At 34.3% G+C, this 13,885-nt stretch carries 9 protein-coding genes; 3 read left to right on the top strand and 6 right to left on the bottom strand.

Annotation, left to right across the window (positions count from 1 at the left end; all coding sequences use genetic code 11):
* Positions 1-105: 105 nt before the first annotated feature.
* Positions 106-1,662 carry a bifunctional metallophosphatase/5'-nucleotidase gene (locus ADJ83_RS09730; RefSeq protein WP_031539909.1) on the bottom strand — a complete coding sequence of 519 codons (1,557 nt, stop codon included), beginning with the start codon at positions 1,660-1,662 and terminating at the stop codon, positions 106-108.
* Positions 1,663-1,918: 256 nt separating this feature from the next.
* Between ADJ83_RS09730 and ADJ83_RS09735 the strand changes: the two genes are divergently transcribed.
* Positions 1,919-2,881 (top strand): D-2-hydroxyacid dehydrogenase, encoded by a 963-nt coding sequence (locus tag ADJ83_RS09735; RefSeq protein ID WP_031539911.1) that lies wholly within the window; start codon positions 1,919-1,921, stop codon positions 2,879-2,881.
* Between the two features lie 52 nt (positions 2,882-2,933).
* Here the strand turns inward: ADJ83_RS09735 and ADJ83_RS09740 are convergent, their stop codons facing one another.
* The 3 genes from ADJ83_RS09740 to ADJ83_RS09750 all read right to left on the bottom strand — a co-directional run bounded on the left by ADJ83_RS09740 (position 2,934) and on the right by ADJ83_RS09750 (position 6,527).
* Positions 2,934-3,782, bottom strand: a complete 849-nt coding sequence (locus tag ADJ83_RS09740; protein ID WP_031539913.1) for a metal ABC transporter permease — start codon at positions 3,780-3,782, stop codon at positions 2,934-2,936.
* On the bottom strand, positions 3,719-4,435 hold the full coding sequence (locus tag ADJ83_RS09745) for a metal ABC transporter ATP-binding protein (protein ID WP_031539914.1): 717 nt from the start codon (positions 4,433-4,435) through the stop codon (positions 3,719-3,721). The genes ADJ83_RS09740 and ADJ83_RS09745 overlap by 64 nt, the downstream gene beginning before the upstream one ends.
* Before the next feature lie 865 nt (positions 4,436-5,300).
* Entirely contained in the window at positions 5,301-6,527 is a 1,227-nt protein-coding gene (locus ADJ83_RS09750) for a coiled-coil domain-containing protein (RefSeq protein ID WP_031539916.1), read from the bottom strand.
* Positions 6,528-7,200: 673 nt separating this feature from the next.
* Between ADJ83_RS09750 and ADJ83_RS09755 the strand changes: the two genes are divergently transcribed.
* Positions 7,201-8,325, top strand: coding sequence for an NAD(P)/FAD-dependent oxidoreductase (locus ADJ83_RS09755; RefSeq protein ID WP_031539917.1), 1,125 nt, complete (start codon positions 7,201-7,203; stop codon positions 8,323-8,325).
* A gap of 559 nt (positions 8,326-8,884) precedes the next feature.
* A complete protein-coding gene (gene minD / locus ADJ83_RS09760) occupies positions 8,885-9,658 on the top strand; it encodes a septum site-determining protein MinD (RefSeq protein ID WP_048717691.1) in 774 nt (257 codons plus the stop codon).
* Between the two features lie 32 nt (positions 9,659-9,690).
* On the opposite strand, the gene ADJ83_RS24825 is transcribed toward minD, so the two are convergent.
* Positions 9,691-12,402, bottom strand: a complete 2,712-nt coding sequence (locus tag ADJ83_RS24825) for an SH3 domain-containing protein (protein WP_152910812.1) — start codon at positions 12,400-12,402, stop codon at positions 9,691-9,693.
* Between the two features lie 430 nt (positions 12,403-12,832).
* The gene (locus ADJ83_RS09770; protein ID WP_031539080.1) at positions 12,833-13,831 is read right to left on the bottom strand and encodes an asparaginase; all 999 of its coding nucleotides are present in this window, start codon (positions 13,829-13,831) and stop codon (positions 12,833-12,835) included.
* Positions 13,832-13,885 lie beyond the last annotated feature (54 nt).

The following is a 13,885-nucleotide window of genomic DNA, read 5'->3' on the forward strand; positions in this document are numbered from 1 at the left end:
TAAAAGAATAATAAAAAATCAGCTACTATCGATAGACCCACATATATTCTCTCGACAATAGCTGACTATTTTACCCTATAGACTTGCTTTCAGCCCTAAATATAATCACCAAATAACTTTCCAATTATGATTACAAGTAGCGGGCACAATTTTTCGCTCCATTATATAATTTGCAAGTAATTCTGAAGCATCAAATTGAATCTCTCGGACAACAGGTTTATTCTTAAACATAAAGAAATCACCGCCACCCCCAGCTCGATAATTATTCATTACCACTTCATAAATAGCTTCCTCATTTATTGGTTTGCCTTCAAAATCTAGCTGAATGACTCTTTGTCCATGAGGTTTTGTTATATCAAGTGTATATTCAATACCCTCCCACATATCATAGTTATAATGCTGTGGTTTAGGATAAACAAAGGAAGGATTTACTATTGGTTCACCTTCCTCATTCAAAGCAAAATATTTGGCGCTTTGCTCAAGTGCTGCACGAATATCTTTCCCAGTTAAAGCTAGTACTTTGAATGTATTAGGATAGATATAATTGGAAACAATGTCTCTCATTGTCACATTTGGTTTAAATCCAGGGGATTCATTATTAAAGAGTGCCGTATTACTGATTTTTACATTCGCAGCTTCCATTTGCACTTTATTAATAAATTCAATGAGCGGACTATCTGCTAAGCGAATCTCCATTGGATCTTTTACAAGCATATCTCCATCAATATGTCCTATTGGCGTATCCAGCCATTTTTGTGTACTATCTTCATATTCTTTTGCTAACATAAGGATTTCTTCATCTGCATCCACATCTGCTACTGATAATAATTCGGAGTCTTTCTTTATTACCTCCCCGTTTTCATCAAGCACCAATGTTATTTTGCCCACAAATTTTCCATTATTACTTGGCTGTATAATTTCTGTGCCATTTATATTACCAGTTAATTCTCGATGTTGATGGCCAGTTAATAGCACATCAACACCATCTATCTGTTTGCAAATGCTATATCCCTGATTCTCCCTAGTCAATACTTCCGTTGGCTCTCCCGTTTCCAGATTCCGTTCAAATCCACCATGATAGGAAATGACAAGAACATCTGGCTGTTCTTCTTTATTAATAAAATCTACCCATTTTTTTGCACTATCGAATGCATCATTAAATTGAAGTCCTTTGATATTCTTAGGGTTTTCCCAATTCGGAATATAGTGCGTTGTCAAGCCAAGAATTGCAATTTTAAAGCCATTAATTCTTTTAATCAAATAAGGGGTACCTAAAAACGGCTGATTTGTTTTTTCTTCGACAATATTCCCACAAAGCCAAGGAAAATTTGATTCTTTTACAGCACTTTTTAAAATAGTTAAACCGTAATTAAATTCATGATTTCCAATAACAGCCCCATCATATTTTAATTGATTTAAGATTGTTATCATTGGATTTTTTTTATCTGCTAAAAAATTCACATAATGGTATGTTAAAGGCGTACCTTGTATTAAATCACCATTGTCTATTATAATCGTATTTGGATTCTTTGCCCTTTCCTTTGCTATAATAGTAGCAACTTTTCCTAGGCCCACATCAGATGGCGCATTATTCCCATAGTTCACTGGAAATATATTTCCATGGACATCACTTGTTAATAAAATAGTTACTTCTGTATTCAAGATTTCATCTCCTGTTACTTTATTTCATCATCTACTTCCATTCATTAACTTCCACGTACTTACTCATTAATAGCATTTTCATTATAGCAAGTTCATCCTTCAATAACTACTTATAATTCTTTATATTTCAACTAAATTAGTAATTCCTCCAAATAGAAAGCATAGAATCATTTTAAATAAGCAAAATAGTTCCAATTATCTTATGATTTGTTACAATAGTAATAATACAATCAAATAATAAAGGAGTGTCCCCCATATGAATAGCAGAAAAATATTAATTACCCACCCCCTCCATCCTTCTCTATTGGAAAAAGTTAAGTCCCAATTCTCTGCATGGCAAATTATTCATGCATCAAAACAGGATGAATGGCAAGAGCATTTGATTGATTCTGAAATAATTGTTGGTTGGAGAAATAGTTTTGATATGCAAAGCATTAACCAAAATGACCAGCTCAAATGGATTCAAACATGGAGCGCTGGTATAAATACCCTTCCATTAGATCAATTAAGTAAAAAAAATATTTTTATAACAAGCGCAAACGGAGTACATAGCTATCCAATTTCTGAAACGATTTTCGCTCTCCTACTAGGATTAACAAGAAATATTCATACATATGTTCGAAATCAGCAAACAAAAAAGTGGGATGGTACCGATATCAAGTTGGAAGCTCATAAAAAAACGATTGGCATTATTGGCGTTGGGGCAATCGGGTTAGAAACAGCTAAAATTGCGAAAGCATTTGATATGCATGTCATCGGTGTAAGAAACTCGCTGAAACCGACAGACTATGTGGATAAATTATACACTTCCAATCAACTAGCTGAAGTACTTCCAATATGTGATTATGTTGTTGTCACTCTTCCTTTAACTGATGATACATACCATTTATTCCAAAAAGAACAATTTCAGCAAATGAAAAAGTCAGCATTCTTTATTAACATCGGACGTGGAGAAATTGTGAAAGAAGATGATCTAGTTGAAGCATTAACAAGTGGAGAAATATTAGGTGCGGGATTAGACGTCTTTGAAACAGAACCATTACAGCAATCAAGTCCATTATGGGATTTAGAAAATGTCATTATTACTCCTCACACATCTGGTTCTACAGAGCATTATAGCAGTAGAGTGATAGAAGAAATATTTCTACAGAATGCAAATTACTATCTAAAAGGAGAACCACTCCCGATTAATTTAGTAGACTACCATAAAGGATATTAACTAAATAGATAAAAAGAGGAGCCAGCTATTAATAGCACTGACTCCTCTTTTTTTACCCTACTTTTTTATAATTTTTCTGGCTTGATGCACGACGAACTATCATATAAACCTTTTGACTTAAGAAACCTATAAGCAAGATAACTACCAATAATAACGTTATCGTTGCTCCAGGAGGAGTTCCTAAATGATAGGATGAAAATAAACCAGTAAAAATACTAACTGCCGCTACTAAAATGGCAACAATAAACACCCATTTAAAACCTTTTACTAATTTAATGGAAAAAGCAGAAGGTAGTACCAACAGGGCAGAAACTAATAATACTCCAATAGTTGGTATAATAACAGAAATTGCAATACCCGTTAAAATGCTAAATGCAATAGATAGCATACTTGTATTAATCCCACTAGTTGTAGCAGTATCTTGATCAAAGGTCATAATATACATCTGTCTCGTAAAGAAAAGAAAAAATAAAAGAATAATTCCAGTTACAATTGCTAACACATTTACTTGCTGTTTACTTATCGTAATAATACTCCCAAATAAATATTGATCCATGCTTGCCGTCATTCCACCACTTGATAAGCTCATAAGAAATAACGCAAATGACAGACCAGCAGCCATCAAAATAGCTATCGATACTTCTGAATAAGTATGATATGCACGACGCATATATTCAATCCCAATCGCCCCAGCGACAACGACTAGTAGACTAGAGAGTGTCACATTTGTTTGAAAGAAAAAACCAATCGCAACACCAGCTAATGAGATATGGGACAAAGTATCGGCCATTAACGCCTGTCTTCTTAAGACTAAATAAATCCCTATGATTGGTGCAATTATTGCAATGAGCCCACCTGCCCAAAATGCTCTTTGCATGAATTCAAGCTCAAACATCTCCATCCACCTTTTTCTCCTTTCTCTATATGAATAATCTTATCTAAATAACCTTCTACTTCATCTTGATCATGGGTTACCATGACTACCGTTCTATTATGTTCTCTAACCTGATGCTTCATAAATTCATAAAATCCTTTTCTACTATCCGCATCCATGCCTGTTGTCGGTTCATCTAAAACAAGTAAATCCGGTTCTGACGCTAGTATTCGGGCAATCACAATCTTCTGTTTTTGTCCTCCAGATAACTCTCCTATTTTCTTATTTCGATACTCCCACATTCCAACCATTTCTAAAGACTTCTTCACTGCCTCATGATCAACTTCCTTCAGTCTCTCATAAAACTTTTTACGCTGATATCTACCTGAACGAACAAGTTCTATCACCGTGCTCGGGAATCCAACATTAAAAGAAGAGATTTGCTGCGGAACATAACCAACTGTTAATTTTTTTTCCTTCGAATTAAGCTTACTTATTTTCACACTGCCTGACCAAGGTTTAAGCAAGCCCAATAATAACTTTAAGAGTGTAGATTTACTTGCACCATTCGGGCCAGTAATCCCAACAAACTCACCAATTTCTAATTCAAAAGAGACATTTTCAAGAGAAGGGACATGCTCATATCCAAAGGTAATATTTGATACTGTCGCCAGTTTCATAGTAATTACTCCTTTCCATTTGTAATTCACGTCATCAATTCATTATTTAAATAAAAGCCGATTAATCTAATATATAAAACGATACCATGTCAAAGGTGCTAGCTGATTATACAGACTTTTATATCAATGATTGATATAAAATATATCTCCGTGTCCATCCACTGTCGAGACACATCTAAACTTTTATAATTTTTGCCATTTCCTACAGGTATATACTCTATAACATATATTGAGTAGCCTACTTTCCTAGTTTGAGAAAGTAAATCTATCCTTTAACCATTTCGTATTCATTACGATTTAAAGAGGGAATGGAATACACCTAGTTATTCATTTATTTAGATTAATCATAAATGAAAGCTACTCCTACCTTTTTCGTTTATATACTTATTAAACATGACACTTAATAATAGACTTTTCCCATAAAGCTGTCAACATAAATCCAAACGATTCCGATTAAAAATTTTATAATAAACTTTTTAATTGGTCAAGAATTTTACCTTCTTAAGAATACTCGCTTTTATCTTCCATCATATTATCCATTTAATAATAGAGGGAAACAAATTACTATTACACTAATAATAAAAATGTCGTGAATCCTTTTAGAAAAATTGTGGTCCTTCATCCTTCACTAAAGGTTAGTTCTAGCTTAGAAAACCCTTTAGGGGCTATTACTCTCCCACCTATCCTTCTTAAACGCTCACAAGCTTGTAATTAATGTCTAACTGAAGTTGGGAGATAAATAAAAAATTAACGCATCTTTCAAAAAAAAGGCATATTTTTTTTACTAATGGGTATTATATAAGTAAACAGAACAAAAGCATTACCAGATAAAACTCACTAGTAATGCTTTCCTGAAATGATTCTATTAGAAACGAACAACTCTTCCATTAAATACAGATTTCCAATACCCGCTATTCATAGATGCTATTGCAACACCAGTAGAGCTTTGTGAACCGATAAACTTACCTCCACCAATATAGATTCCAACATGACCATCTGTTTTATATGTGTTAAAGAACACTAAATCACCTGGTTGCATATCGCTTGTAGACACGCGCGTTCCGGAGTTCTTTAAAGCATCCGTACTTGCAGGAATGCTATATCCAGCTTGTGAATAAGCCCAGCTAACAAATCCAGAACAATCAAACAATCCGTTTGCTACATCGGAAGCAGTTCTTCCACCGCCAAATTTATAAGTTGAATTCCCAATATATTTATAACCAGCAGTAATTGCTTTTGATTTACCACCGCTTGCTTTTTCACTTGAAGTCTTACTAGCACTCCCACTGTCATTCGTTCCAACTGTCGAAGCAACCAATTGATTTAAGTTATCTTCTTCTTTTTGTTGAATCATTTTTTTAATTTGTGGCTCTACAGATTGTAAAGAACCGTATTTCTGTTCCAATTCTGCTTTACGTTCTTTATTTTCAGCTTCTTTAGCCTTTAAATCTTTTTTGGATTGCTCATTTTTCTTCTGTTGATCTTCATTTTGCTTTTGCATTTCTTCAAGATCTAACTTCGTATTATTCAACTCATCATATTTATCTTTTATTTCATTTTGCTTTGTTTCTAAATCTTCTTTATCTTTCTCATTGCTTGCAATTAAATCTTGATCTGCTTCCATAATTGTAGCAACTGCACCTACACGGTCAACAAATTCCTTAAAACTAGCAGCACCGAATAATACTTCAATATAATCAACACTTCCTCCATTTTCTTGGAAAGAACGTGCTCTTTCTTTTAATACATCATTACGCTTTTCAATTCTATCTTCTAATTCTTTTATTTTTTTCTCAAGAGAGTCAATTTCTTTCTCCGTAGCTTTCATTTTAGCCTTTGTTTCCTCAATAAGACTTTTATTTTCCTCAATTGCTTTATCTACTCTTTTAATTTGAGCCTCTAATTTTTTTAACTCTTCTTGCGTTTCTACAATTTTAATTTGAGCGTCAGAAATTTGGCTTTTTAAAGATGCTTGTTGTTGCGTAATGCTAGTTGGTTGAATCGCATGAGCATTTATTCCTGGGATTGCTAAGCTAGTACCCAATCCAAGTAATATCGTCGTATTTAGTACCACTAGTTTCTTTTTTAACATTCCATTTTCCCCCTGCACATTTATCTAATGTAGAATTCTTCTAATTTATTTATCTATGTATCTTCTTTATGTTTATGATGTAATTGGTAGAGAGACTCTTATAATATAGTATTCTCTACAGTGTAAATCAAACAATAACCCTGTTTTCGACGAAAGTTCTTTATATAAAACATCTTTCGCCACAAATAGAAGTATAACATCATAATTTGTCATTTAAGTAATAGAAATATTACAATTATATTTCAATTGTCATTTTTCTTCGTTTGTTCACATTTTTTTCAAACTTTTTTCCTATATATCACTCCAAAAAAATGGAAGCGACTAAATAATATTAAAATAATGAACCGTTCTTAATAGAAGTATTTTATCGTTTTATTTCGACACAACTCAACATTTTTCTTTTTTGTTAAAAAATGCGAATTTCTTTCTATTTGAACCACTATGTTATATTAGAAATAGCTTTTTACCTTGGCTGTTTTTCAATAATTGGTTTTTTGAAAGTAAATTAATACATGACAAGAAGGCACTTTAGGGATAACTCAAAGGCTAGCCTCCCTTTGCAAACAATAGGGTAACCCTTCCCATAATTTGTGATGACAATATACTTTCAAATTACGACCAACAAACTTTGAAACCAGTCCTAACTTAATATATAGAAGGAATTGATTAATACATGAAAAAAGTAATTGTAGTAGGCGGAGGGATACTTGGCGCCTCTATTACATTTGAATTAGCAAAGCGTGGAGCAGAGGTTATAGTCATTGATCGAGAAGATCAAGGACAAGCAACAAAGGCAGCAGCTGGCATCATTTGCCCTTGGAATTCCCAGCGTAGAAACAAAAAATGGTATGTATTAGCAAGAGAAGGTGCGAAATACTATCCATCCCTTGTTGAAGATTTAAATAGCTATCATCAATTACATACTGGTTATAAAAAAGTTGGTGCTCTAAGCCTTCATTCCGATCTTACAAAACTAGAAGCTATGGAAGAGAGAACATTAAAAAGAAAATTAGAAGCACCAGAAATTGGAGATGTAAATATTCTTACCTCATCAGAAGCAAAGGCATTGTTCCCGTTATTAGCTCCAGGATATGGCGCTTTACATATTAGTGGAGCAGCAAGAGTAAATGGCTGGGCACTACGAAATGCTCTTATAGAGGCTAGCAAACAATTAGGTGCAACCTTTATTCACTCAAATAGTACGCTTATCAAAGAAAAAGACGAAATTATTGGCGTAAAACTTAGTGATAACACTACTATTTATGCGGATGAAGTAGTCATTGCTGCGGGGGTATGGGCAAATGAGTTACTTAAGCCATTACAATTATCCTTTGATGTGAAAGCACAGAAAGGACAGATTTTGCATGTAAAGCTAAAAGATGTAACATGTTCTGATTGGCCTGTTGTCATGCCACCACATGATCAGTATATATTAACTTTAGAAGATAACAGCATTGTGATAGGCGCAACACACGATAATACGACTGCGTTAGCTGCTGACATAACGGTTGCGGGAATAAAAGAGATTATCGATAAAGCTTTACTATTCGCTCCAGGCTTATCCGATGGAATCTGGGGAGAAGCAAAAGTTGGCTTCCGTCCATTTACAAATGACTTTCTTCCAGTATTCGGAAGACTGACACAGTATAAAGGATTAACGATTGCGAATGGTTTAGGAGCATCAGGCTTAACGATGGGCCCATTTATCGGCAAACAACTGGCCAAATTTGTCCTTGGATCTGCATGTGATATCGATTTCTCTCCATATTCTATCGATAGTTCCGTTCAAGAGATATAATTGCCTTATTTTAAATACGCTCCTTGATTATAGTTTAGTTTATTTAATTAATACCATCCGAAAAAAAGGATGCCTGATCCCTGCTACCTTTTGGGAGATTCAAGCATCCTTTTTCTTTTATAAAGATTACCCTTCCTTAAAATAAATTTTTTCAGATACAATATTAGGTAATTGTCCTTATTTTTTTCGTACACAGCTAATTATATATGCTCTGTTCCAAATAAAGTGAGCCCATTAGCCGTCACTCTTCACTAGGCTTTTTTCCTATTACCCATCCAAAACTCTTACAAATAGATCTCCCTCCCCTACATTAGGTTGGAATTCAATAGAATAGATAGTATTTTCTACATATGGTTCTTCTCCAATTTTCATATTAAAATTGTTCTATATTACGTTCACTTTCATTCTATTAAACGTTCTTTCTTCATTATTATTTAGGAATAATCTAGTTAACTGCAATTAGTGATTTATTGTTCGTTCACTAATGGATCATTACGAACTTACTGTTGAGAGACTTCCCTCTTTCATCAGCCTTTTTACATTTTAGGGGGATTAAAAAATGAGTCGAATAATTACTATTACTTCCGGGAAAGGTGGGGTTGGAAAAACTACAGTTACTGCTAACATCGGTATTTCCCTTGCATTAAAAGGCTATAAAGTGTGCTTAATTGATGCAGATTTTGGTTTACGAAACCTTGATATTCCATTAGGCTTGTCTAATCGAATTATTCTAGATATTTCGGATTATTTGCAAAAGCTATGTTCCTTTAATCATATAGTCGTTAAACACCGTACATTAAAGAACCTTCATTTAGTACCCGGTAGTAAAAAGCAAGTGACAGAGGTAGAATTTCTCTCGTTTGTGGAGATGCTCCAAGAAATTGATTCACTGTATGATTTTATCTTAATTGATTCTCCCTCAGGATTGGAAAGTGGATTTTTCTATGCAATAAACGGAGCCGATGAAGTTATTATTGTAGCTACACCTGATAAAACTGCATTACAGGATGCAGACAGGGTAATTGGTATACTGGAATCACAAAATAAACAGCCATTATCTCTCCTTGTAAATGGTTATAAACATAACCAGGAAGTTGATAATATCTTGCAATTATTGAATATAAATATTCTAGGAGCCATTCCTTCTGATGCAGATATTATCGCAGCTAATAACAAAGGCAATCCAATTGCATTAAACCCAAGTTTACAATCTGGAGTGATGTTTAGAAAGATTGCAAGTAATCTTTCCAAACACCATTATAACCAGAGAATTGATTTACCTTCTTATAACCAGAACTTTTTTACACATAGAAATTTAAAGCTGTCTTTTTAAAAACATTTATGATTGAAAGAACTTATAGTCTCTTACTTAGCGTTTACTTGATAGGTTGGAATTTCATAGTTTAATGTATATGTACTTATTAAACTATATAAATTATAAATTTGATTTACCTGTTTTGTTGCCCAGCCTATATCGGAAGCATACTGATGTGTTGCTGTCCCTGTTTTTTCAGCTGCATCAGGATTCCATCTCATTTTATATAAAGTATCTTGTCCAGCATTGATATAACCTTGCGCAATAAATTTTGCACCACCTATAATCGCAGCTTCAGGTGTAAACCAGCCAGCATTATAGGCATATTCGGCACCACTTGAAATAGCAGATCCATCATAGGCACCAATACCATACATGTTATAAACCATTTTACCATTAACTTCAACACCATTTGCCAAAGTAGAAGTACCATTTCCAGTCTCTAAAAGAGCATGAGAAATCAAGTATAGTTCATTAATTCCGTAAGCATTAGCCGCAGTGACAAAAGCAGATGCTTTACCAGCTAATATACCTTTACCAGCTAATATCTTACTATCTACTTCTTTATCATCCACATTTGCTTTTGCAGACAATTTAAGAAATTGCAAAGATTGGATATCACTATTAATAAAGTTATCGGGGTTTAGATAATAGGCAGTATCTTCTTTACTAGCACTAACCCAAGCCTGTGAATAATCTACTTTATACCAGTAGTATCCATCCGTTCCTTTTACTTTGGAAACAACCGTTAATACCTGTCCACTCGTTAAAGTACTAACAACAGAATAATCGGTTCCAGCACCTCCACGCAATCTCCAGCCACTACCAAGTACAGTTCCTTTTGTGGAATCAGATGTTTTGAATACAATCGCATCTTCTCTGATATATGTATCATATTTTGTATCCGTTTGTGGATTGACTTTTAATTGAATATTAGTCATGTCTTCTAAAGTCAGATTGTAATTAACATAACTCTTATTTATTGTTACATTAGTACTTCCATTATCTTTAGCCGTTAAATATTCTGTACTAACATACCCTTCCAGATTATTCACTATTATTTTGGACCAACCATTTTCTTCTGATTGAACAGTTACTACTGTTCCTGCTGCAAGCTTGCTTAAGATTGTCCCACTCGTTGATGGTGTAGCTCTCATATTTAAGCTAGAACCCGCTTGGACATTAACAATCTTTTCCACAGCTGTTGGTGCTTCCTCTGACTGCTTGTCTTCCTCTTGATCTGTTTGGTCGTCTGTTCCATTTTCAGGGGTAGTAATCCTTGTCAAGTACTCACTGCTTACATACCCTTCTAGATTATTCGTCTTAATTTGTGACCAGCCATTTTTCTCTGATAATACTGTTACTACCGTTCCTGCTGTAAGCTTTCCTTTTATTACTCCACTTGTTGATGCTGTGGATCTCACGTTTAAGCTTGATCCTGCTTGAACATTGACTTTCTTTTCCACTGTGGTTGGTGTTTCTTCTGGCTGCTTGTCTTCCTCTGGATCTGTTTGGTCGTCTGTTCCATTTTCAGGGGTAGTAACACTTGTTAAGTACTCACTGCTTACATACCCTTCTAGATTATTCGTCTTAATTTGCGACCAGCCATTTTTCTCTGATATTACTGTTACTACCGTTCCTGCTGTAAGCTTTCCTTTTATTGTGCCACTTGTTGATGCTTTCGATCTCACGTTTAAATTAGATCCCGTCTGCACATTAACTTTTTTCGTGATTATTGTCGGTGACTTGTCCGAATTACTTTGTCCACTTTCTGTATCAGATGCCTCGGTAGTAGTATCGGTAATTTGCTTATCTGACAAATAACTATTGCTTACATAGCCAGTCTTTCCAGATGCATTTACTTTATCCCAGCCATTTGCGCTTGAGAGAACCGTAACCTTCGCCCCTCTAGAAAGCTTCGTTAGTACAGAACTACTCGTATTTGCTTCCTTACGCAAATTTAGCGATGAGTTTTTGGCTACATTTACATATTTTGTTGTCGTTTTAACACCTGTTTCTTTTGATTGCTCTGAATTAACCGTTGATTTTTTGTCAGCTAAATACTGCGTTGCCACATAACCTTGTTTTCCATATACTTCCACTTTTGACCAACCGTTTGATTCAGAATAAACCGTTACGCCTACATCTTTTGCCAATTTAACAATAATAGAAGCTGAATTAGACGGACTATTCCTTAAGTTCAAACTCGATCCAGTATTTACATTTACATATTTAGTTGCTGTTTTTTGTTCATTTGATGTATCAGTTGTTTTCTTTTCCTCTGTTTGATCAGCTTTTATGTATTCTGATGCAACATAACCATTTATTCCATTTACTTTAATTTTTGACCAGCCATTAGATTCCGATACTACTTCAACCTTGGTATTCTGTTTGAGCTTTGTTAGGACCTTCGCTTTAGTAGAAGCAGATTCTCTAACATTTAAGGTAGAAGACGGGTTGATGGAAACATATTTTATCGAATTTTCTTGCTTTGTAATTAAATACGTGGATGATACATATCCAGTCTTTCCGTCTACATTTACTTTTGACCAACCATTTGTTTCAGAAAGGACATTTACTTTCGTCCCAGTATTTAATGTTGTTACAATATTTGTATTCACTGATGGACCGACTCTTACATTTAATACCGATCCCTTATTCACTTCTACATATTTGGTAATGGAAGCAGCCTGAGCCTCTTCCATAAAAAGTGGAGAAGATAATGCTGCTAGAAATATACCAGGTACTACTACTTTTTTCACCACTACATTCCTCCTAGTTCTAATGTCTCAATTCATTATTAGGCATCTTTAAACCTATCACCTTATTACTATCCGTTTCTATTACCCCAATTATGTATTCTTTATTACCTATGATATTATCTATTATTCTACTAGTATATAATTCCATAGTCACGTTTTTTTATTTCTTTTATCTTCAATAGATCAAAAGTTTTATATATCAGAAAAATATTTCCATCTCTCCACTTTCAAAAGTGCTGTTTTCTAAACAATCAATCTATTTTTAGCAATTTTTACGACAAAGCAGACAGAACAAAATTAGGTACATAAACCTACCTTGAAATTGATGTTATTCTCCTTCTTAAGATGGAATGAAAAAAGCCCTATCTAATCGTTCAAACCGATTTGATAGGGCTTTTTTATTTGTATCTAATTGAATCAGAACAGCTCTTTAACTCTCCCATTCTACTGAAAGATCATAGGCTATCGGACTTTCCATCACTCTCTTTATTTCACTTAATGATTGTTCACTGCCCAGTACCCACATTAATTTTGCAACAATGGCTTCTGTATTCATGTCAGCAGATAATATAACATTGTATTGAGAAACCTTTCTTCCCACTTCATATAATAAGAGATCTTGTCCTTCTTCCAGACACTGTGTAGAAATGACCACTGCTATCCCTGCGTTTACCATTTCTTCTATTTTTGGCAAGAGATTTCTCTCCTCAAAAGGTAATCCTCCATTACCAAAGCTTTCGATAATGACACCCTTATATACATGTTTAATAAAATCAAAGATTTCAGGTTTTGTTCCTGGATGCAATTTTAATAGAAATACATCTGGACAAATCCTTGTATCCAATATTAGTTCATCCGTTTGCTTGTCCGGCTTCCATAAATACTGAATTTGATTTTCTTCTATTTTAGCCACATATGGATGGTTAATGCTTTCAAATGCATCATAGCTTTTGGTGCGCATTTTTACTGCTCTTGTCCCAATAATCACTCGACCATCAAAAACAACAAATACGCCCCCTATGTCCTCTTTTGCAAAGCGAATACTATCCATAACATTTTTCTTAGCATCTGTTTGTTTAAAACTAATCGGTACCTGTGATCCCGTAATAACAACAGGTTTTGTTAGACCACCCAACATATAAGATAGCGCAGCTGCTGTATAGGCTAACGTATCTGTTCCGTGTGTGATAACAAAACCATCATATTCGTGATAATGTTCTGCAATTGTTTTAGCCATCATAATCCAATGTTCTGGCTGCATGTTCGTACTATCTCTATTCATAATAATTTTACAAGTCACATCAACTTCTAGAATATCATTTTTAAAATATTGAAGGAGCTCTTCTGCAGACAAACCGGGGACTAGTCCTTCCTTCCCTTCAACTGAAGCGATTGTTCCACCGGTTGCAAGTAACAGCAATTTTTTCATTTAAAGTCCTCCTAAATGCATTACTCCGTAAAGTATACACTTGCTTTATATACA

The organism is Bacillus sp. 522_BSPC, from assembly GCF_001076885.1.
GTDB classification, from domain to species: Bacteria; Bacillota; Bacilli; order Bacillales; family Cytobacillaceae; genus Niallia; species Niallia hominis.